This window comes from Hoylesella pleuritidis (assembly GCF_963541955.1).
GTDB lineage: Bacteria > Bacteroidota > Bacteroidia > Bacteroidales > Bacteroidaceae > Prevotella > Prevotella pleuritidis.
This window is the reverse complement of sequence record NZ_CAUTUT010000007.1, coordinates 36960-59662: the sequence shown is the minus strand read 5'-3', so window position 1 is coordinate 59662 and position 22703 is coordinate 36960. Positions and strand designations below refer to the sequence as shown.

The following is a 22703-nucleotide window of genomic DNA, read 5'->3' as shown; positions in this document are numbered from 1 at the left end:
CATCCCTCATCCAACCATTTCACGAGCGATCCTTCGTGCCTCTTGATCTGTTTGTATATAAGTTTCGTATGTGGGATTTGCATCGAATGCGGACCGCTCCATCGTCTTTTCGATGATATCTGCCATAGCTATGAACGAGCATCTGGCTTGCCGGAATGCTTCATTTACAATCTCGTTGGCAGCATTGAGGATGCAAGGCATATTGCCACCGCGATGAATCGCTTCAAACGCTAAGGCCAAACAGCGGAACTTATCGAAGTCGGGCTCGAAGAATTCAAGTGGTTGACGGAACAGATCGAGCCGCTGCCCATCGAGCGGCAAACGGTCGGGGAATGAAAAAGCGTATTGAATTGGGAGGCGCATATCAGGCATACCAAGTTGCGCCTTCACGCTTCCATCGCAAAATTGTACGGCACTGTGTACGATACTTTGGGGATGGACGAGCACCTGAATACGCTCGACCGGCACACCGAAAAGCCATTTCGCCTCGATCACTTCAAAGCCTTTGTTCATCATCGAGGCACTATCAATGGTGATTTTAGCGCCCATCTCCCACGTGGGATGCTTCAAAGCATCGGCCGCAGTGACACGACTCATCTGCTCTTTCGTGAACAAACGGAACGGTCCTCCACTTGCCGTGAGGAGTATTTTATCAATTTCGTTATCGCCTTCGCCCGTTAGACATTGAAAGATTGCAGAATGTTCGCTGTCTACGGGGATAATAGGTACATGATATTCTTGTGCCAATCGGCAGATCAACTCACCTGCCACAACCAAGGTTTCCTTATTGGCAAGGCAGATTTTCTTATGCGATCGGATAGCGTGAATCGTAGGAGCGAGACCAGCAAAGCCCACCATCGCCGTGAGAACCATATCGATAGGCTCGGCTTCAACAATCTCATCAAGGGCCGACTGGCCTGCATAGACTTTAATATCCGGCTCGTCTGCAAGAGCGTTTTTCAGTCGTTCGTAATGCGTTTCATTGGCAATCACGACGGCTGCAGGGTGAAATCGGCGTGCCTGTGCGGCCAGTTCGTCTACACGATTGTTAGCAGTGAGGGCATAAACTTCATAAAGATCGCTGTGCTGAGCAATGATATCGAGTGCCTGTGTACCGATACTGCCCGTGCTACCAAGGATACATATCTGTTTCTTCATTTGCTTTCGTTCAAGTCTAAGATGCCTTCCGGCAAGTTGATTCTGATCTCTTTGCGTTGCGAATCGATACCGGTGATAAGGTCGGTACTGGCCGGAATGAGGTGATTTTTCCCCTGTTCGTCTTCCGCTTCAAAGAGTATGTTGATCGTGGAGTCATCTACCGAGCGGATGATTCCGATCTTCCGCTCGGTTATTTCATCTGTCAGCGCATAGCCAATTAGCTCTGCCCACGAGATATTCTGTTCATTACTGTCGGACAAATGACGCGGGAAATAGACGTCGCAGCCCGTGAATCGGCGTGCTTTTTCCTGCGAATTGATGTCGCAGAAAGTGATGAGTGCGGTCTCATTGCTGCGAAATCGATATTCGTCTATATAAAAAGGAACGAGAATTCCATCGACATCCAAAATGAGATAATCGGCATCCGTGCGGTCGAAAACATCATCGGAAAATTGCAAAAAGAGTTCCCCGTGAATGCCGTGAGGCTTTCCCAATCTACCTATTTTATATACATCATCCTGCCGAATCATCCGTTTTACATCTCAAAAAATTCAAATCTCAATTATCACTTCTCAATTACTAATTCGCCGAATATGTGCTCCCAGCTGATTCAGTCGGGCTTCGATGTCTTCGTATCCACGGTCAATCTGAGCGATATTATCGATTTGACTGGTACCGTCGGCGCTTAATGCAGCAATGAGTAACGCGATTCCGGCCCGTATATCGGGACTGGTCATTCGCCGCGAACGCAAAGTGAGCTTGCGATCGTGCCCTATCACTACGGCGCGATGCGGGTCGCAGAGGATGATTTGAGCCCCCATATCGATGAGTTTATCGACAAAGAAGAGTCGACTTTCAAACATTTTCTGGTGGAAAAGCACACTTCCGCGGGCCTGCGTAGCTACAACTAAGAGTACGGAAATCAAATCCGGCGTGACTCCCGGCCACGGTGCGTCGGCCAAAGTCATAATAGAGCCGTCGATGAAAGATTCTATCTGATAATGGTCTTGATGCGGAATAACGATATCATCGCCCTCAATGAGAAGCTGAATGCCTAATTGTCGGAACGTAGAAGGAATGTTGCCGAGGTCGCGCAACGATACATTCTTAATCCGAATACCGTTACCCACAACAGCAGCCATACCTATAAACGAGCCCACCTCTATCATATCGGGCAGGATTCTGTGATGAGCACCGTGCAAACTCTTCACTCCCACGATGGTGAGTAAGTTGCTAGCGATACCGCTGATACTTGCTCCCATCCGATTAAGAAGATGACACAGCTGTTGGATATACGGTTCGCAGGCCGCATTGTAGATAGTTGTCGTACCCTCAGCAAGTACTGCCGACATAATGATATTGGCCGTTCCGGTAACCGAAGCCTCATCAAGCAACATATAACAACCACGCAATTGTCGGGCAACAATCTCGTAAACACTGCGCTCTTCTACATAAACGAATTCGGCACCGAGGGCCTGAAAGCCTAAGAAATGCGTGTCTAAGCGTCGCCGTCCAATCTTATCACCGCCCGGTTGAGCTACAGCTGCTTTGCCGAAACGGCCCAACAGCGGTCCGATCATCAATATACTGCCACGCAATGAAGCACATTTGTGAACGAAATCATCGCTTTGAAGATAATCGAGATTGAGCCGATCGGCCTGGAAAGTGTAGTCGTTTCGGCCGTGCCGGGTTACCTTTACACCGATGTCTTGCAGCAATTTAATCAAGTTATTCACATCAAGGATGTCGGGAACATTCTTAATTCGCACGGCATCTCGCGTGAGAAGCGTAGCGCAAATCACCTGTAATGCTTCATTCTTAGCTCCTTGCGGTATAATCGTTCCGCTGAGAGCGTGCCCTCCCTCGATGATAAATGACTCCATTTCTGCCGTCTACTTCTTCTTGCGACTACGATTAATTACCTCTTTCTCGTTTATATCCGCAAACCGAAAGTCATCTAAATCGATCTGCACTTGCCCGTCGGTATAACGCGCAATATCAGAAACCACTTTCTCATCGTCCGTAGATCCGTGACTCCACTGCACTAAATTACGCTTCATCTGATTGGCTGTAACACGGATTAATTCATCCTTTTCTGGGCCCAAAGGCATATCCTTTAATTTCGAGAACAATTCAAATACCATCTTGCCGTAATGTCTTACGGGGATGGGCGACATCGGATAAGCCAACGGCTCGGGCTTACGCGCCATCTGTTTAGCCTGCGAAACATCAAACGGATAATCGATATCGAGCTTGAAACCACTCATCAATGCGAGGTGATCCCATAACTTTTGCTCATAATCTTCACTGCTTCGGTTTTGCGGAAACATCCTATCCATAATCCCGATAATGGCTTCAGCACAGTGTTGTCGCTCTGCTTTGTCGGGCAAAGACACAGCAAAATCAACCATATTCTGTATTTCCCGGCCATACTCTGGCAACACTAAATGCTCTCGTTGCGTATTATAGTCTAATCCATTGATGTTCATTTATATAGTATCCTCCCTTTTCCCTCCAAAAGAGGGGTGTGCTTGGCGAATTGTGGAGAGGTTAAATCCAAACACTTTTGATTCATTTTCTAATTCGTTTCTATATCTGTCAGGTTGTCAACCATTTGCAATCGCAGTCTCGTCCTCACTCATTTGGATGAAGGAAGCGGGGTGTTAGTGTAATAACTCTTTGGCTTTCTTAGCCACAAAATCCTTCAAATAGAACGGGACAAAGTAGGCAACATCTTCCGATTGGCCGTTAGCCAACCGCTTTTCAGCCAATGGGAACATATTCTTTGCAAGCGGTTCGATGCCCGAAATCAAGCGAGCATTAGTGTTGTTAATCGTTTCCATACACTTCTCTGCACCATTTCCGAAGAAATAAACAGGACCTTTCGCAAGATATTCCCGATAAGTTTCGCCGTCGACTACATCTGCTTGGATAGGCCGAATTTCGTTCAACGAACGATCGACAACCTTTGCATAAACCTCCATTCGGCGTGCATCAAGCATCGGACAGAGCAAATCGCCAGTCTCTTTCACCAACTCTTGCAACAGCACCGGCACACAAAGCAACTCCAAAGTGGGCACAGCAACGAGCTTAACAGCGCGTCCGTAGCAAACGCCTTTTGCCATAGAGACGCCTATTCGCAACCCGGTGTAAGAGCCAGGACCACAACTTACGGCCACGGCATCAAGCGGGATGGCGTGACTATCGATAAAAGAAAGCGCCTCATCGACAAAGACTCCCAAGCTCACTGCGTGATTCGGACCATCGTGATCTTCTTTATTGAAGATGCATTCACCCGCATTACTCACGGCGACGGAACACACATCAGTACTCGTTTCGATGTTTAAGATGCACGACATAACTCTAATATATTCTTAAATAAGATGCAAATTTACGCTTTTTCCCATCAAAATTAGTACTTTTGCAGAAATTTAACGCGCATCAAACAATGATATTATCAATGACAGGTTACGGCAAATCGATCGTTACCTACAATGAAAAGAAAATTAATGTAGAAATTAAATCACTCAATAGCAAGGCTCTTGATCTATCCGCTCGTATCGCCCCGCTCTATCGGGAGAAGGAAATGGAGATGCGACAGATGATTGCTGCTGCACTAATTCGGGGCAAAGTAGACTTCGCTATATGGATAGAGAAAGACGAAATAGCAGATGCCACGCCTATCAATGCAGCTTTGGTAGAGAACTACTATCATCAACTCCGAGAGATACAAAACCGCGTCGGCATTCCCGAACCGCAAGATTGGTTCCAGACTTTACTACGAATGCCTGACGTAACAACTACCAACGAGGTAGAAATATTAACCGATGAAGAGTGGGAAACGGCTCGCCAAGCAATTGAACAGGCGCTGAACGCACTCGTAGAGTTTCGCAAACAGGAAGGCATTGCATTGCAGAAGAAATTCATCGAGAAGATAGACAACATCTCGGCGCTACTCACCAGCATCGAGCCTTATGAGAAGTCACGTGTCGAAAAGATTCGTGCGCGTATCATCGAAGGGCTCAACACAATTCCCGAAATCGACTATGACCAGAATCGTTTGGAGCAAGAACTGATTTACTATATCGAGAAACTCGACATCAGTGAGGAGAAACAGCGTCTTGCCAACCATTTAAAGTACTTCCGGGAAACGATGAACGAGGGCTACGGACAGGGCAAGAAGCTCGGCTTTATAGCCCAGGAAATGGGTCGGGAAATCAATACCACGGGGTCGAAAAGCAATCAAGCTGAGATGCAAAACATCGTGGTGAAGATGAAAGATGAACTGGAACAGATCAAAGAACAGGTGTTGAATGCGCTGTAACGGCCTATCCTCTACTCCAGATGGTATTACAAAGAATACCAACATAATGGCCACTGAAGCTGAATCTATCTTGTAAGAATATCTTTACTGCAAGCAATTGGGCAAGCGATTCAAGCATCAACACATTTTGTTCGGTTATATCCCGGATTTCATCTGTCTTCCTCTGAAATGAGTTGTCGAAGTCGATGGTAATTACCATTTTACCGAGAAACAATTTATTTTAGATGAAGAACAAACACGATATTTAGCAACAAAGGATTATAGAGTTATTCGTTTCATCAATGAAGAAATCACAACGAACCCTGGAAATATCATTCATTAAATTAAAGAAGCAATGGATCAGCAATCTCGTTATATGGAAAATGTATCGGTAAATATGTCTAATCAGAGTCTCTCCCCTCTCAAAAGAGACAGGGGAGGACAGTCATTGGGGAGATTACTCATCTTCTCTGCTCCCTCTGGTTCAGGTAAAAGCACGATTATCAATTGGTTGATAACGGAGCATCCCGAACTTAATCTCGCATTCTCTATATCCTGTACCAGTCGTGCTCCGCGTGGAACAGAGCGACACGGAGTGGAATATTTCTTTCTTACTCCTGATGAATTCCGACGCAGAATAGCACAAAACGAGTTCTTGGAATATGAAGAAGTATATGCCGATCGCTTTTATGGGACACTGAAATCACAAGTAGATCGTCAGTTGGAAGCTGGCCAGAACGTTGTATTCGACGTTGATGTGAAAGGCGGATGCAATATCAAGAAGTTCTATGGAGACCGTGCCCTGAGTCTGTTTATCCAACCGCCATCGGTCGACGAATTGCGAAACCGACTCAACAAGCGGGCTACCGACGCTCCCGAAGTGATCGAAGATCGTATCGCGAGAGCAACTTATGAACTGACTTTTGCTTCTAAGTTCGATCGAACCATCATCAACGACAATCTCGAACGGGCCGAACAGGATGTATATCTTGCCGTCAAATCTTTTCTCAATGATTAAGACGGGGATCTTCGGAGGTTCTTTCAACCCCGTCCACAACGGGCATATCGCCCTGGCGAAGCACATTCTTTCGCTTGCAGGTCTTGATGAAATATGGTTTGTCGTGTCACCGCAGAATCCCTTTAAAAGTACCGATTCCGACCTGTTAGCCGACCATTTTCGACTCGAACTGACCCGTTTGGCTCTCGTTGATGAACCTCATCTCGTTGCGAACGACTACGAGTTCCACCTGCCCAAGCCCTCTTATATGTGGCATACGCTGCAAGCGATGAGTTATGACTATCCCAATCGCACTTTCACCTTACTCATCGGGGCTGATAATTGGATGCGTTTCTCTCATTGGTATCACGCCGACGACATCATTGCTCACTACCCCATTGTCATTTATCCGCGGCAAGGTGCACCCATCGATACCGCAACACTCCCTCCCAACGTACGCCTTGTCGACACACCTCTTTACAATATCAGCAGCACGGAAATACGCCGTCGTATCCGCACCGGCACCCCTGTTGATACGCTTTTACCCCCTTCTATCCTCCGAAAAGTACAAAAATACTACCACTCAAACACTAAATTCTCCTCCTAAAAGTTTGGAAGCCAGCGATATTTATCCTATCTTTGCAGTATCATTAGATACATATAACGATGGAAGAAAAAACAAAAAAGACCGAGAAAAAGGTCGAGAAGAAAAAGATAGGCAAAACTTTGGAAGCTGCCAGGAGATTAAAAGGAAGCTTGATTGTCAATGACCCAACATTTCTGTTATAATAATGCGGTATTTGATTGACACGAATATATTCGTCTTTTTATCTTTGGATCCTGATTCACTAAGTCGAGATGTACTCGCATTACTTGAAGACTACGACTCTCAATTATATATAAGTACAGAGTCGGTAAAAGAACTTGTCGTGGGCTTTAATAATAAAGGCCTCTTTTCCAAAAGATGGAAGACGGCTGAAGAGATGGTGAATGCCATCGAAAATGAGTATTATATCACGATCCTTCCAGTGCGAAAAGAACACATAATGACTTATGCCCGAATGACGCTTAACGATGCACAAGGGCATAAAGACCCATCGGATCACGTGATTATAGCACACGCTATCACCGAGGGATTGCCTTTAATATCTAGCGATACGCGTTTCCCGTTCTATCGAAGTCAGGGCCTCGAACTCATCGTTAACGAACGATAAAGTGCTTGTTATAGAACACTTATACCGCATTTTCCGACTTTTCTGCACGTTAAAAGTCCTTCTCACCCTTTCACCTTTTCCCTTTTTCACCCTTAAAAAGTTCTTCCTCGGTATAAGGAAGAAACGTATTTGCCACTGCTGCGTGCTCCAATCGCAAGAGTGCAAGTTTCTTATCGATACCGCCGGCATAACCTGTAAGACTGCCGTTTGTGCCGATCACACGGTGACAAGGCACAATGATACCCACAGGATTGTGCCCGACAGCACCTCCGACTGCTTGCGCTGACATTGTAAGAACGCCTCGTTGTATCGCAATCTGACGGGCAATGTCTGCATAAGTAATAGTTTCACCATAAGGAATTTGTTGTAAAATACACCAAACTGACAGTTGAAAAGGAGAACCTATTAGGTTAACAGCCGGTGAATTACCCGGATTTCGACCGCTGAAATACACATCCAACCATTGTCGCGTAGTATTAAAAATGGATAAATTATCCCTCTTCTCCCCTTTAATACCTGATTTCTCAGCATATCTTTGTCCCTCGATCCACAACTCGGTCAATGCTTCTCCATCGCTCACAAGATGAAGAAGACCTATGGGGGATACGTATTCACAAACGTAATTATTTGACATCAACGGTTTAAGACATAAAAGTGACGCAACAAAATTAATGATTTACGACGATATAAACAACTATTCGATTGATAATAAACCCTCGAATAATTATTAATAAAATAAAACCGAGAAAACAAAGATGGTCCGATTCAAAGCTATAACAACTTTACATCCACTTCTATGAAATCCTTTGTCAGCACAAGACATAATACTTTCATAATCAACATATTACAAGCATATTCTAATTAACGATTAAACGCATTGCAATTAGCTGTTAAACGCATTGCGAAAAGCCGTTAATCGCCGTGCATTTAACAGCCTTCCACAATGCAATTAATGGCCTTTCGGAATACCATTACAAACTAATTGATTCTCAATGCATTATGGCGCACATCTTAGTTCCTAAGAAATGAGTATTGCAGGTATGGCTTGAAAATATTATCTTTGCAATCAAAACGTGTGAAATGAAACGAAAGACGTGGATCAAACATCATAAAATATTCGGGTTGGTATTGTGCTTCTTTCTCCTGATGTTCTGTGTTTCGGGGATTGTTCTAAATCATCCGAAACTCTTTTCATCTTTGGACGTGAGTCGTAAGGCACTACCACGCAATTACGAATATCGCCAATGGAACGGCGGATTGCTGCGAGGCACGGTGGCGTGGCATCAAAAGGTGCTGTTGTATGGTTATAACGGTGTATGGAAAACAGACAGTTCGGGGCACAAAATCAGCGACTTTAACCAAGGAATGCCCATCGGTGTCGACCGTCGTAGTATCCGCAGAATAGTCGTTATGCCACAAGGCACACTCTTTGCAGCCGGCAGTTACGACCTATTCCGTTATCGACCGCACCAAGGATGGACTGTAATCCCTTTGCCAATTGATATCGATGAGCGACTAAGCGACATTGCGAATCAAAGAGACACATTATTAATCACTGGCCGTTCGCATATATTTTATTCCTTGCCTCCTTATCGTACATTTCACCGCCTTACCTTACCCGCTTCGCCAGACAACGACGGACACGTTTCACTTTTCCGCACCGTATGGTGGCTTCACAGTGGAGAGCTTTTCGGATTGACCGGTAAACTCATCGTGGATGGCATCGCTTTGGTGCTGATCTTTTTAAGTTTGACGGGCATAATGTATTGGATCGTGCCACGAATGACGCGCCACAGATACGCTGCCTTGATGAAATGGCTATTCGTTTGGCACAACAAAGTGGGACGCCTGACCATTGTCCTCACCCTATTTCTTTGTTTTACAGGGTGGCTATTGCGCCCACCGGCAATGCTGGCAATTATCACCGGACGCGTACCTGCCGTTCCTTTCAGCGTGATGGACAGCCCGAACGCGTGGTACGACAAGTTGCGCTCGCTGCGATTCGATACCCAATCAGGTGATTGGCTGCTCTATTCGTCAGACGGATTCTATCGGATGACAACACTCACAGCCACCCCCCGCAAGCTTACCGGCACTCCTCCCGTGAGCGTGATGGGACTGAACGTGCAGCAACAACAGGCAGACGGCACGTGGCTGATCGGTTCTTTCAGCGGACTTTACCGTTGGAATCGAAATACAGGACAAGTAAACGATTGGTTCGGAGAAGACAGCAGCATATCCCAATACGGTCCGCCGATCAGCAATCATCCCGTTTCGGGTTTCAGCAATGAACTTTGCGGCGGGGCGTGCGTCGTAAATTATAGACAAGGAACACCGATTCTGCCGATGCCACCGACAATGAAAACATTGCCGATGTCATTGCGTAATGTATGCTTGGAGATACATACAGGACGAATATATACTTTCTTCGGTCGTGCGGGTATACTCTACATCTTCCTCATCGGACTCGCTATTGCCTGGTGTCTATGGACCGGTTGGAAACTCAGAAGGCCGTTAAATAGCATTAATTCGCAGTTTTTTAGGCGGCGAGTAATGCACATTCGGAATTTTATTAGTAAATTTGCACGCAATAAATTTTAATGCCCTATGTCATCATTTGTTGCAGATAAAATTGAGATGGACGGCCTGACGTTCGACGACGTCCTGTTAATTCCTGCTTATTCAGAGGTTTTGCCGAAGTCGGTAACATTAGAAACGAAATTCTCTCGCAGTATTTCGTTGAAAGTTCCGTTTGTAACAGCCGCAATGGACACCGTCACCGAATCGTCGATGGCTATTGCCATCGCCCGCGAAGGCGGTATCGGCGTCATCCATAAGAATATGAGCATCGATGAACAAGCGCATAACGTAGCCACAGTAAAACGTGCCGAGAATGGGATGATCTATGACCCGGTGACCATCCGACGCGGATGCACGGTGCAAGATGCCCTTGCGATTATGCAGGATTACCACATCGGAGGCATTCCGGTGATTGATGACGAGAACCATTTGGTGGGCATTGTCACCAACAGAGACCTGCGTTTCGAGCGTCGTTTGGATAAAAGCATCGACGAAGTGATGACAAGCGAGAATCTGATTACGACACATCAGCAGACCGATTTGGCCGCAGCTGCACAGATCTTGCAGGAATATAAGATAGAGAAACTCCCTGTGGTGGACGCCCAAAATCACTTGGTGGGCCTCATTACTTATAAAGATATTACCAAAGCCAAGGACAAACCAATGGCCTGCAAAGATGAGAAAGGCCGACTGCGCGTGGCTGCCGGTGTAGGCGTTACAGCTGACACGCTGGCCCGAATGCAGGCTTTAGTAGAGGCAGGAGCCGATGCCGTGGTCATCGATACGGCTCACGGACACTCCAAATCAGTGATAGAAAAATTAAGAGAAGCCAAACTATCGTTCCCGAAAGTAGACATTGTAGTGGGCAATGTGGCCACAGGTGCGGCCGCAAAAATGCTCGTCGACAATGGCGCCGATGCCGTGAAAGTGGGTATCGGACCCGGTTCTATCTGCACGACACGTGTTGTTGCGGGTGTTGGCGTACCTCAGTTGAGCGCCGTATACGATGTTTATTGTGCGCTGAAAGGCACCGATGTGCCTCTGATTGCAGATGGCGGACTGCGTTACTCGGGTGATATCGTCAAAGCATTGGCCGCCGGTGGCAGCAGTGTAATGATTGGTTCGCTCGTGGCTGGTACTGAAGAAAGTCCCGGCGAAACGATTATCTTCAACGGGCGAAAGTTTAAGAGCTATCGCGGTATGGGTTCGTTAGAAGCAATGGAACAAAAGAACGGCTCGAAAGACCGCTATTTCCAGGGCGAAACAAGCGATGTAAAGAAGCTCGTTCCGGAGGGAATCGCCGGTCGGGTTCCGTATAAAGGCACAGTGCAAGAGGTGATTTACCAACTCATCGGAGGGCTACGCTCAGGAATGGGATATTGTGGCGCCGAAACGATTGACCGTTTGCACGAGGCCCGTTTTGTGCGAATCACCAACGCAGGCGTAATGGAAAGCCATCCGCACGACATCACCATCACGAGCGAAGCACCCAATTACTCACGCCCGGAATAAACCAGTATGCGCATCAAAGTGCTGTTGGCAGTCTGCATGTTGTGTGGAATCAGCGGCTTCGCACAGTCGGATCCGACGCTGATGACCATCAGCGGACATCCCGTAAGCCGTTCGGAGTTCGTGTATTTGTACAATAAAAACAACGCTCCGGGCGTCATTCAGAAGACAAGTCTCGATGATTTTCTCCGTAAGTTCATCGATTATAAGTTGAAGGTGATGGCTGCCCGCGAAGCACATTTAGATACTTTGGCCACTGTGAAGCACATACACAGCGCCGATCAACGGCTGATGAGCGTGCCGACAAACGTCGGCGACACCCAGATGGAAGCCGAAGCGCGCAGGATCTATGCCAAGATACAGCGCAAGACAGCGCAATCGGGCGGATGGATCAGACCTGCCCAGATCTTGATCAGGCTCAGTCAGCGGGCTACCAAGGCTCAGGAGACTGATGCTCAGCGACGTATCGAAACCATTTACAGTGCACTGCAACGTGGCGAAGACTTCTATACACTGGCCCGTCAATATTCGGACGATCGCGAATCAGCACCAAATGGCGGACGAATGACCTGGATTCGCCGGGGCGAAACATTGAAAGAGTTTGAAGATCAGGCCTTTTCGATGCAACCAGGAGACATCAGTCGACCTTTCATCTCACCGCTCGGCTGGCACATTCTGCGGCTTGACGACAAGCAACCTACGCTTGCTTATGACTCGTTGAGAACCAACCTTCTTCGGTTTGTCGACCAACAGAATTTGCGAAAGCAGTTATCGATAGATGGGCGGAGCCTTACCGACAAAGTCAAAGCACAGATTCCGGCCCACGAACAAGCATTGGCGGAGAAACAGAAATGGGCTGAAAGAGCAGATTCGTACCGACGTAATCAGCTCCGCGAATATGAAGAGGGTCTACTGGTATGCGCTATTTCCAACCGTATCAGCAGTCGGTCTGTAGTCGAAAACGACCAGGCTATCGCAGCTTATTTCAAGAAACACAAGAAGAAATATCGCTGGGAACAACCCCGTTTTCAAGGGATTGTTTTCTATGCAAAAGATAAAGCTGATGCCAAGCGAATCAAGGCACTGCTCAAAAAGCGACCTTTCGGCGAGTGGGAAATACTTATTCGAACGGCATCTAACCGACAATCGGAAAACCAAAGACCATTCGCTGTGGGCTATTTCAAAGTCGGCGATAACGCATTGGTAGACAGAAAGGTCTTCAAAAAGCTCTCCGCCGTTGTACCGGTAACAGAATTTCCCATCACAGAAGCCTATGGAAAGAAGTTGAAAAGACCGAAAACGTGGAGCGATGTACGTCTGCAAGTGGTGGCCGATTATCGTGAATCGCTTGAAAACGAGTGGCTTTCGGCACTTCGAAAACGCTATTCTGTGGAAATTGACAAGACTGTTCTCGCTACGATCAAACCGCTGTTACAGTGACGAATAAGACTTACTAAAATAAAAACGAAACGTATTCGCGTACGCAAAATAACAAACAGATGAAGACAAGAAACAAAATACTGGTAGGATTTATAGCTTTTCTGCTCGTGGCAGGAACAAGTGCCAATGCCCATAAGGCAACTCCCAAGACAGAAAAAGACACAACACGTGTGTCAAAAGATGACCCGAAGATTCCTGAAACGAGTGTAGTGGATGAGGTTATATGGGTTATCGGCGACGAACCCATTTTGAAATCAGATGTCGAAGTGATGCGATTGCAAGGCGAAGGAGAAGGATTTAAGTGGAATGGCGACCCCGACTGCGCTATTCCCGAACAGTTGGCCGTGCAAAAACTCTATCTCCATCAAGCCGCAATCGACAGTATAACGGTGTCTGAATCGCAGATTGCACAAGGCATAGACGACCAGATTAACTATCTGATTTCAGGTATCGGGTCACGCGAAAAATTAGAAGAATACTATAAAAAATCGCTTACTCAGATTCGTCAAGATATGCACGACGACTACAAAAATCGTATGCTGATTCAGGAAATGAAGAAAAAGATTGTGGAAAACATCACGGTTTCACCTGCTGATGTGCGCAATTATTTCAAAGATCTACCCTCAGACAGTATACCATTTGTACCTACTGAGGTAGAGGTAGAAATCCTGATGAACCATCCCCGCATATCACAAGAAGAGATTAACCGCGTAAAAGATGAGCTGCGTGAATATACCAACCGTGTTAACAAGGGTGAAACAACCTTTGCAACAATCGCTCGTCTCTACTCGGAAGACACCAATTCGGCCCGGCAAGGCGGTGAATTGGGCTATACCGGACGTGGAATGCTCGACCCGGCATTCGCTGCTGTGGCTTTCAACTTAACTGATCCGAAGAAGATTTCAAAGATTGTCGAGACCGAATTTGGCTATCACATCATCCAATTAGTTGATAAACGCGGCGACAAAGTCAATGTCCGCCACATCCTTCGCAAGCCTCGTGTTGGTTCGGAAGCCATTGAGAAGACCAAATTGAGACTCGACTCCATTGCGAATGACATTCGTTCAGGCAAGTTTACTTTTGAAGACGCAACGGCTTATATCTCAGATGACAAAGAAACGAAGAACAACCACGGACTGATGGCAAATACAGACAGAGAGACGGGAACCCGCACTTCCAAATTCAAAATGAAAGACTTACCCACTGATATAGCCCGAATCGTAGAAACGTTAAAAGTGGGTGAGATTTCGGCCCCATTCCAGATGATTACGGATAAAGGAAAAACAGCTTGCGCTATCGTAAAATTGAAAAGCCGTATAGATGGTCATAAGGCTACGATTACAGAAGACTTCCAAGTGATGAAGAATGTCGTACTGATCAAAGAACGTGAGAAATGTTTGCACGATTGGGTGGTAAACAAGATCAAACACACGTATGTGTGGATGAACGATCGCTATAAAAGCTGCCAGTTTGAATATGAAGGATGGATTAAATGACGCTGAAACAAAAGATAAGTCAATATATAAATGGGCATAGAATCGCGATGATCGCGATGCTATGCCTTTTTGGGCTTGGTGTGGCAGCGTCTCACCAGACGGCCCGAAAGCGGTCGCGCAAAGTACAAGACGACCGAGTCCATCTGGTGCATTCAGACCAGTTAAGTTACGATATATATGGACCCAACCCCGAAGCACAGATCGTGAAAGGGCGAGTACATTTCAATCACGCCGGCGCTCAACTATTTTGCGACAGTGCTTATTATTATCAAGAATCCAATTCATTCAAAGCTTTCGGACACGTTCGATTCCGTCAGGGCGATACTTTATCGTTAACCTGTGACTACGGATTCTATGACGGTCAGCAGCAATTGATGGAAGCGCGGCGCAATGTGGTGCTGAAACACCAGCGACAGACGCTCTACACCGATAGTCTCGACTATGACCGGCTGTACGAGTATGCCTATTTCCGCGAGGGTGGAACACTGATCGACGGTAAGGATAAGTTGGTCTCAGACTGGGGCGAATATAATACGAAAACACGTGAAGCTACCTTTTATTATAATGTAAAGCTGCGCAGCGGCAAGCGTCTCATCACAACCGACACGCTCTATTATGATACCCGCAAGTCGTTGGCTCATATCGTAGGGCCTTCTAAGATCACTTCGGGCACGAGTGTAATCCATACCGAACAGGGATATTTCGATACCCAAAGTGACAAAGCGCAGCTTTTCGGGCGCTCGACAGTTGTAGACAAAGAGAAAACGATTACCGGCGACAGTCTCTATTACGACGACAAGACTGGTATCAGTCGCGGTTTCGGAAACGTGGTCTTCGTCGATCAGAAAAACAAGACGTCACTGACGTGCGGCAAGTTGTATTATAACGAGAAGACAGGGTACGGTCTCGCGACGAAAAGAGCTGTTAGTAAAGAGTATTCTCGTGGTGACACGCTTTACGCCCACGCTGATACGATGAAGCTCTTCACCTTTCATATCAACACAGATTCGGTCTACCGGAAAGTACACTACTATCCTCACGTGCGCGCTTATCGCACAGATGTACAAGCCGTTTGCGACTCGATGGTGTTCAACTCACAAGATTCGTGTATGACAATGTATAAAGATCCGATCGTATGGAATGCCGGTCGACAGTTGCTCGGTGAAGTCATCAAAGCCTATATGGCCGACTCTACGATCCGCGAAGCACACGTTTTGGGGCAGGCTTTGTCAATCGAACAAATGCCGGATAGTATCCATTACAACCAGATAGCCTCTCGTGATATGTTTGCTTATTTCAAAGCAGGGGCTCTGCGACGCAATGACGCCATCGGAAATGTGCAAAGCATCTACTATACTGTTGATGACAAAGACAGTTCTTTGATCGGACTCAACTACTTAGAAACGGATACGATGCGAATGTTCCTCAATGAAACACGGAAATTAGAAAAGATTTGGACGTGCAAATTCGAGGCCACACTCTATCCGATGACACAGATTCCGCCAGATAAGACCAAATTGACCAGCTTTGCTTGGTTTAATAATATACGCCCAAAAAATAAAGAAGACATCTTCGTTTGGCGTGGGAAAGGGCTCGGAGCTAATTTGCAGACCGTAAAACGACAACAAGCACCGCTTCAAACAATTGAAAGAAAAACCGTTGTCGATATACCCGCGGGTAAGATTGTAGTACCCAAACTACCTCAAAAGCCCAAAGGGACACAGCGATGAACCTTTTCGGCATACGTAAACCGCGTAAATTCCGCCATACCTATATCTATATAGATGAGCGGAAAGAGCATTTGCAGAAAATCGAACAGCGCGCACGACGAGAAATGGGAATGACAGATGGAGAGCGCGACGGGCGAGAACGATTGGGCGGGACATTTATTGCAGCAACGCAACACCTGCGCAAACGCAAACAAAAAGAGGCCGGTGGAAAAATGAGAATGAGTACTAAGGCTTTGTTTTTGTTACTTATCGTACTGCTGTTTATTTGGTTTTATTTAGCGGAATTGTAACAATGAGTGATATTATACAGCTTTTACCTGACTCAGTGGCAAATCAGATTGCAGCCGGAGAGGTGATTCAGCGTCCTGCAAGTGTCATCAAGGAACTTGTAGAAAACGCCATTGATGCCGATGCAAAGACGATTAACATTTTAGTCGTAGACGCCGGTCGTACATCGATACAAGTGATCGACGATGGAAAAGGAATGTCGGAAACCGATGCCAGACTGTCTTTCGAACGACACGCCACCTCAAAAATTCGGCAAGCTGACGACTTGTTCAATCTCCATACGATGGGATTCCGCGGTGAGGCATTAGCTTCTATCGCTGCGGTAGCACAAGTTGATTTGCACACACGTATGCAAACAGAAGAATTAGGAACACATTTGTGCATCACCGGTTCTAAATTCCAACATCAGGAACCCTGTTCTTGCCCGATCGGGAGCAACTTCCTGATTGAGAATCTGTTCTTTAATGTCCCTGCACGTAGGAAGTTCTTAAAATCTAATTCAACCGAACTCTCTAATATCCTGACCGCTTTTGACCGCATTGCTTTGGTAAATCCTCACATCACTTTTACACTACACAGCAATGGGAGCGAACTTTTTCATCTAAAAGCAGGCGGACTACGACAACGTATTTTAGACATTTTCGGCAAGCGACTCAATCAAGATCTCTTGCCGATCCAGGTAGACACGACAATGTGTAAGATCAACGGCTTTGTCGGAAAACCTGAATCTGCACACAAACGAGGTGTACAGCAATTCTTCTTTGTAAACAATCGGTATATGAAACACCCCTATTTCAACAAGGCGGTAACAATGGCTTACGACCGATTAGTGCCTGTCGGCGAACAGGTTCCTTATTTCATTTATTTCGAAGTAAATCCGGAAGATATCGATGTCAATATTCACCCTACAAAGACTGAAATCAAATTTGAAAACGAACAGGCCATTTGGCAAATTCTTTTGGCAAGTGTTCGCGAAACGATTGGTATGTTTAATGATGTTCCAACCATTGATTTCGACACGCAAGGTAAACCCGATATCCCCGTATTCAGCTCACATCCGAATGATGTCCAAATGCCGAAAGTGAATTACAATCCACAGTATAATCCTTTTGAAAACACTGACAAGCCCCCGAAAAAACAGCTTTCTGCAAAATGGGAAGAACTTTATGACGGATTGAAAAAAGAACAAGACAATGAAACATATATCTTCGATGTGCTCGGAGATGATAACCAACAGCAAGAGACTCCCCATCATATACTTGCAGAAAAGTCACCCTCACATTATCAATATAAAGGCAAATACATAATGACTGCGGTGAAATCGGGATTAATGATCATTGATCAGCATCGCGCGCACGTACGTATTCTTTATGAGCGTTATATGCAACAGGTAAAAGAACAGCGCAGTTCTGCACAGAAAATGCTATTTCCTCAAGTAATCCAAATATCTGTCTCGGAGACCGTTATATTTCATAAAGTATTGCCAGAAATGACTGATATGGGGTTCGAGTTGACCGACTTGGGCAATAACAGTTATGCTATCAATGCTATTCCGGCCGATCTTGATGGCATTGATGCTGTTGTGTTAATACACGATATGATCACATCGACAACTGAAAAAAATACCAATGCCGTAGATGACATTTACAGCTCGCTATCCCTGAGTATGGCTCGTAATGCTGCAATTCCACAAGGACAGGTTTTGAGCAATGACGAAATGGAGAATTTAGTCAATGGACTGTTCGCGTGCGCAAATGTTAATTACACTCCTGACGGTAAAAATATCCTATGCATTTTGAAGCAACAAGAGATAGAGCATTTGCTGGGATAAAACATTGAACTTATGTTAAAAATACAGAAAAGACCATCTTTTAAGCGAAAAAAAATACATTTTTTGCTCTCAATGTGAGCAGATCTAAATTTTATTACTACTTTTGCAACGCGTCTTAGACGTAACTGTGAGTTATAAGAATTCATTTTAATTAATTAAATACATCGTTTATGAGAAAATTATTGATTGTATTAGCATTCGCTGGCATCTCAATGTCGACAATGGCTCAGGATGCAGACCCTGTACAAAAGTACAGTGTTGCTACCAATTCTTTTTGGAGTAACTGGTTTATTCAGGTCGGTGCAGATTGGAATGCTTGGTATTCAAGTGAGGAGCACGGCCTTAATCTGAACAGAAGTCCATTCAAAAAATTCCGTTCTAATCCTGGTGTTTCAGTAGCACTTGGTAAATGGTTCACACCGGGAATCGGTCTTCGCACAAAGTTACAAGGTATTTGGGGCAAGACAGTAACCGATGCTAACAATTATGGTAATCACAACTCTTATTGGGTTTTGAATGAACACGTTCTGTTCAATGTAAGCAATATGCTTTGTGGCTATAACCCAAACCGTGTTTGGAATTTCATTCCGTTCATCGGTGGTGGTATTGGTCGTACGATGACTCACAATCTCTACGCTACGGATCTGAGTGCAGGTATTTTGAATGAATTCCGTGTCTGCAAAAAAGTTGCTATCAATTTTGAATTAGGATGGAATCGTCTTGAAAGTGACATTGATGGTATTGAAAAAACTAATGCTCATAGAGGTTGGGATTCTCACGATAATAATCTTTATGCAGAAGTTGGTTTGACATTCAATCTCGGTAAGGCTACTTGGGAGAAGACTCCTGATGTAGATGCAATTAAGGCTCTATCTCAGTCTCAAATTGACGCTCTCAATGCACAGCTTAATGATGCTAATGCAGAGAATGCACGTCTGAAAGAGATGCTGGCTAACCAGAAGCCCGCAGAAGACAGGACCGTAAAAGAATTTGTAACAACGCCTATCTCAGTCTTCTTCAATTTAGATAAGTCTGTCATCGCTTCTCAGAAAGACCTTGTGAATGTTCGTGCATTAGCCCAGTATGCCAAGGAGAACAACTCTAATCTTCTTGTTACAGGTTACGCAGACAGTGCTACGGGTACACCGAAACACAACCAAGGTCTGTCAGAGCGTCGTGCTAACACACTTGCTGATGAGCTGGTTAAAATGGGTATAAGCCGTGATAATATCAAAACTGTCGGTAAGGGTGGTGTAGATGATCTGTCTCCGATCTCTTTCAACCGTCGTGCAACTGTTCAGGTAACTGAATAATTATCACAGATAAATATCAATTAAGGTGTTTGCCCTATGGGACAAACACCTTAATTATAATATTGTAATCTCTCAAAGCAACGAATTTTTCTAATAACCCGTAGAAAAAAGTCGTGAAAAATTTGGTCAATTAATTGAAATAGCATACCTTTGCAACTGCTTACAACAAGTAAGGGCGTTTAGCTCAGTTGGTTTAGAGCATCTGCCTTACAAGCAGAGGGTCGGGGGTTCGAATCCCTCAACGCCCACTTAGGGGTGTATCCCTGTAATCTTTCGGGATTGCAGGGATTTTTGTTTCAAGATTTTGGATACCTTATACATTTTAACGAAGTCGTCTTGACTTTTAATATTTCTATAAAGAGAGGAGTTTATTATCTTCGTGATGCAAAACCAAGATAAACACTCCTCTCATATACGAAGTACTGGACAAAGATACAATAAAATTTGAAATCCTTCCCCATTTGTCGGTGGCAAAACGCGGTTACGTCTCGAAAAGTGACTTGTTGGAAGTCATTCTGTCCATCCTCTACAAACTAAAGACGGGCTGCCAATGGCATATGCTTCCCATATCATCCGTCTTCACTGGGACGGTGTTGCACTACAAGACCGTGTATGGGCACTTTCGCAAGTGATGCGTGAACGGCGAGTAGAAAAAGGTGTGGGGCATAATCCTGGAACGCCACAAGTATTCCTTGGACATATCCAGTGTGGATTTGGACGACAGCCACACCACTACCCTTCGTGGTGAGGAGTGCTGTGGCTATCAAGGCCGCAAGAAAAGAAATACTACCAATGCCATATATGTCACGGACCGACAGGGAATATCGCTTGCCATGTCCACCCCCGTTTCGGGTTCGCACAACGACCTCTACAACATCTCCGAGGTACTTCGGGGACTGTTCTAGGGGCTTAAGGCTTCAGGCCTTTCCGTATCGGGACTCTTTCTCAACGCAGATGCTGGTTTTGACGTAGAACAGTTCAGGCGTGTGTATCAAGGACATGGGGCTTTCCAAACGTCGCCTTCAATAAGCGCAGAGAAGCGCAAAGGGAGGAAGAGTTCCTTGACGAGCTACTTTATAAGGAAAGATATAGCATTGAAAGGACCAATGCGTGGATGGATTCGTACAGAAACGTACTGAACAGGTTCGACACCACACTGGCCAGTTGGGAGGGATGAAACTATATCGCATTTATTCTAATTCTTCTGAAAAAGATAAGAAAAAGGGGAAAGTCAAGATGATTTCGAAATAAGTACTTTCTCTAAGTTCAACATTCTCTTGAAACCGTACAAAGCTAAACTCCTTAAAACATAATAATTGATATAAACATTTTTGATTGCTGTATAATATTTATTCATTGCCATATTCTGATTACTCAAGGCAGTATTGAGTTCGTAAGCAGAGACTTTTCCTAAGATAAACTTTTGGATGGCCATTCGATACTGTACCTTTGAAAGATAGTAAACTCTTTCCGCCGTGAACCATTGCTTGACGGAAAAGTTATAGAGATTGATTTTTTCTGTTAATTCATTTTCAAATTCCAGTACCTTCTTATCTATATCGAGACAAGCTACCTGATAAGTGTTTTGGGCAATACGAATTTTATTCTTATTGATACCCCATTGAAAAACTGGGATTTGTAATCCTACACTGATAGATTGTCGTACATTCAAATGCTGATAAGCATTAGCCAATGTCTCAGCATATTGATTAACACCATAGTTAAAACTGACGTTTGCATTAAAACGATTATTCAACTTTGTTGAGAAGAGTGTCTTTTCTGCTTCTAATTTATGAATCTCCTGTTTTTTATAAAAAGGGTTATTCTTCTTGACATAGTATGCTACAAAATCGATATCTAAAGATTAAAAGATGGTACTGAGATATCAAAACGACGGGATATTCCTAAATAAGTAGATAGGCGACGAAGTGATACTTCATAATTCTTCGCCGCATCTTCATAACTTAGTTGGGTGTTGAGACATTCTGTCTGACAACGCCACCATATACATGCTGTATTCCTGTAACACTCGTACAGTATTGTTTAACTGCAGACAGTCTCTTCTCATATACAATTCTATACTCTAACCAATTAAGCCTTCTCCCACCCCACAACTGCTGCGAATAACCTATGGTAAAAGGAGCTGTCCCAAAACTCTTTCTATGTCGAGAATACTCGTGCAGATCATTCAAGTTGCTTCCGACATTGAGCTCACCGCCCGTAAAACCGATTTTCTGACGTATAATACCCCCTAAACCACTACTATTAGAATAGTCTTCAACATAAGAGTGCTACCATCTGCTGCTTGTTGCAACAGCCGTAAGGACCGATTAAAATTCATTGGACTGACATTCAGCGAAATAGCAGGAAAGAAACCTTTCCGGTAATTTTCATATTCCAGTAACTCATTTCGAAACTTCAGCTCTTCTGTCTTAACAGCATTAGAGCATAACGATAAAGTATCAATCACCTGACCTAAGGTTATCAACTCTTCACTAGTATGGGAGAAAGTGCATACCCTCCCGCAGAACAATGTCATCAAAGCACCTGCTATAAACTGCAAACTGTAATATTTCATTTTGTATTCAGTATTCCAGCAACGATGTCAGTATCATTAGTTCGCCGAAAATATACACAATTAGTTGAAATAACACCATAATATTAATAAAAAAAATAACTACTTAATATAACGTGAGTCTGAAGAATTCTAATTGTCCGACTCTTTGCAGATTAGCAGAAAACGTTGTGAATTTATAGTTGCAAAACCATCAATTAAAACCAATAAATTCTGCTATGTTTACCAAGGACAATGTTTCTCACTTCGTTCAAAGGGAGTCCTGAAAT

The 22703-nt window shown here is 44.8% G+C and carries 20 protein-coding genes, 1 tRNA gene and 2 pseudogenes; 16 read left to right on the top strand and 7 right to left on the bottom strand.

The annotated features are described in order from the left end of the window. Positions 1 to 6: 6 nt before the first annotated feature. The 5 genes from RWY97_RS04380 to tsaB form a co-directional block, all read right to left on the bottom strand. Entirely contained in the window at positions 7 to 1158 is a 1152-nt protein-coding gene (locus tag RWY97_RS04380) for a 1-deoxy-D-xylulose-5-phosphate reductoisomerase (RefSeq protein WP_315565713.1), read from the bottom strand. Continuing rightward, complete coding sequence (gene rimM / locus RWY97_RS04375; RefSeq protein ID WP_315565712.1) at positions 1155 to 1688, bottom strand: ribosome maturation factor RimM; 534 nt, start codon at positions 1686 to 1688, stop codon at positions 1155 to 1157. The genes RWY97_RS04380 and rimM overlap by 4 nt, the downstream gene beginning before the upstream one ends. Positions 1689 to 1730: 42 nt before the next feature. Next, positions 1731 to 3041 (bottom strand): UDP-N-acetylglucosamine 1-carboxyvinyltransferase, encoded by a 1311-nt coding sequence (gene murA, locus RWY97_RS04370; protein ID WP_273174861.1) that lies wholly within the window; start codon positions 3039 to 3041, stop codon positions 1731 to 1733. Positions 3042 to 3050: 9 nt separating this feature from the next. Continuing rightward, positions 3051 to 3647 (bottom strand): DUF4290 domain-containing protein, encoded by a 597-nt coding sequence (locus RWY97_RS04365; protein ID WP_315565710.1) that lies wholly within the window; start codon positions 3645 to 3647, stop codon positions 3051 to 3053. A 174-nt stretch (positions 3648 to 3821) separates the two neighbouring features. Continuing rightward, a complete protein-coding gene (tsaB, locus tag RWY97_RS04360; RefSeq protein WP_024991671.1) occupies positions 3822 to 4517 on the bottom strand; it encodes a tRNA (adenosine(37)-N6)-threonylcarbamoyltransferase complex dimerization subunit type 1 TsaB in 696 nt (231 codons plus the stop codon). An 89-nt stretch (positions 4518 to 4606) separates the two neighbouring features. Between tsaB and RWY97_RS04355 the strand changes: the two genes are divergently transcribed. From RWY97_RS04355 to RWY97_RS04330, 6 genes and pseudogenes are all read left to right on the top strand, one after another. Further along, positions 4607 to 5482 (top strand): YicC/YloC family endoribonuclease, encoded by an 876-nt coding sequence (locus RWY97_RS04355; RefSeq protein ID WP_273174867.1) that lies wholly within the window; start codon positions 4607 to 4609, stop codon positions 5480 to 5482. 184 nt (positions 5483 to 5666) lie between these two features. Next, a pseudogene (locus RWY97_RS04350) lies at positions 5667 to 5804 on the top strand (DUF559 domain-containing protein); the annotation flags it as partial. A gap of 12 nt (positions 5805 to 5816) precedes the next feature. Further along, positions 5817 to 6479: a guanylate kinase gene (gmk, locus tag RWY97_RS04345; protein ID WP_315565706.1), complete on the top strand. Its 663-nt coding sequence runs from the start codon at positions 5817 to 5819 to the stop codon at positions 6477 to 6479. Next, positions 6472 to 7065: a nicotinate (nicotinamide) nucleotide adenylyltransferase gene (gene nadD / locus RWY97_RS04340; protein WP_315565704.1), complete on the top strand. Its 594-nt coding sequence runs from the start codon at positions 6472 to 6474 to the stop codon at positions 7063 to 7065. The genes gmk and nadD overlap by 8 nt, the downstream gene beginning before the upstream one ends. A 59-nt stretch (positions 7066 to 7124) precedes the next feature. Further along, positions 7125 to 7247, top strand: coding sequence for a hypothetical protein (locus RWY97_RS04335; RefSeq protein ID WP_021582819.1), 123 nt, complete (start codon positions 7125 to 7127; stop codon positions 7245 to 7247). Between the two features lie 2 nt (positions 7248 to 7249). After that, positions 7250 to 7672, top strand: a complete 423-nt coding sequence (locus RWY97_RS04330) for a type II toxin-antitoxin system VapC family toxin (protein WP_315565703.1) — start codon at positions 7250 to 7252, stop codon at positions 7670 to 7672. 70 nt (positions 7673 to 7742) lie between these two features. Here RWY97_RS04330 and RWY97_RS04325 read toward each other — a convergent pair whose 3' ends face one another. Continuing rightward, entirely contained in the window at positions 7743 to 8306 is a 564-nt protein-coding gene (locus RWY97_RS04325; protein ID WP_315565702.1) for a methylated-DNA--[protein]-cysteine S-methyltransferase, read from the bottom strand. 446 nt (positions 8307 to 8752) lie between these two features. On the opposite strand from RWY97_RS04325, the gene RWY97_RS04320 reads away from it, so the two are divergent. The 10 genes and pseudogenes from RWY97_RS04320 to RWY97_RS04275 all read left to right on the top strand — a co-directional run bounded on the left by RWY97_RS04320 (position 8753) and on the right by RWY97_RS04275 (position 21036). Then, the gene (locus RWY97_RS04320; RefSeq protein ID WP_390883255.1) at positions 8753 to 10273 is read left to right on the top strand and encodes a PepSY domain-containing protein; all 1521 of its coding nucleotides are present in this window, start codon (positions 8753 to 8755) and stop codon (positions 10271 to 10273) included. Between the two features lie 6 nt (positions 10274 to 10279). Further along, positions 10280 to 11764, top strand: a complete 1485-nt coding sequence (gene guaB, locus RWY97_RS04315; protein ID WP_315565701.1) for an IMP dehydrogenase — start codon at positions 10280 to 10282, stop codon at positions 11762 to 11764. Positions 11765 to 11770: 6 nt separating this feature from the next. Continuing rightward, a complete protein-coding gene (locus RWY97_RS04310) occupies positions 11771 to 13201 on the top strand; it encodes a peptidylprolyl isomerase (protein ID WP_315565699.1) in 1431 nt (476 codons plus the stop codon). A 59-nt stretch (positions 13202 to 13260) separates the two neighbouring features. After that, the gene (locus RWY97_RS04305; protein ID WP_021582795.1) at positions 13261 to 14697 is read left to right on the top strand and encodes a peptidylprolyl isomerase; all 1437 of its coding nucleotides are present in this window, start codon (positions 13261 to 13263) and stop codon (positions 14695 to 14697) included. Then, positions 14694 to 16427 carry an OstA-like protein gene (locus tag RWY97_RS04300; RefSeq protein ID WP_021582888.1) on the top strand — a complete coding sequence of 578 codons (1734 nt, stop codon included), beginning with the start codon at positions 14694 to 14696 and terminating at the stop codon, positions 16425 to 16427. Before RWY97_RS04305 ends, RWY97_RS04300 begins: the two co-directional genes overlap by 4 nt. Next, entirely contained in the window at positions 16424 to 16717 is a 294-nt protein-coding gene (locus tag RWY97_RS04295; protein WP_273174881.1) for a hypothetical protein, read from the top strand. Before RWY97_RS04300 ends, RWY97_RS04295 begins: the two co-directional genes overlap by 4 nt. A gap of 2 nt (positions 16718 to 16719) precedes the next feature. Beyond that, a complete protein-coding gene (gene mutL / locus RWY97_RS04290) occupies positions 16720 to 18546 on the top strand; it encodes a DNA mismatch repair endonuclease MutL (RefSeq protein ID WP_315565696.1) in 1827 nt (608 codons plus the stop codon). Between the two features lie 170 nt (positions 18547 to 18716). Further along, a complete protein-coding gene (locus tag RWY97_RS04285; protein WP_021582836.1) occupies positions 18717 to 19859 on the top strand; it encodes an OmpA family protein in 1143 nt (380 codons plus the stop codon). Between the two features lie 173 nt (positions 19860 to 20032). Beyond that, positions 20033 to 20107: transfer RNA gene (locus tag RWY97_RS04280), tRNA-Val, on the top strand. A 147-nt stretch (positions 20108 to 20254) separates the two neighbouring features. Next, positions 20255 to 21036 (top strand): annotated as a pseudogene (locus tag RWY97_RS04275) (transposase family protein). 54 nt (positions 21037 to 21090) lie between these two features. Here the strand turns inward: RWY97_RS04275 and RWY97_RS04270 are convergent. Then, a complete protein-coding gene (locus RWY97_RS04270; RefSeq protein ID WP_315565762.1) occupies positions 21091 to 21714 on the bottom strand; it encodes a TolC family protein in 624 nt (207 codons plus the stop codon). Positions 21715 to 22703: the final 989 nt, after the last annotated feature.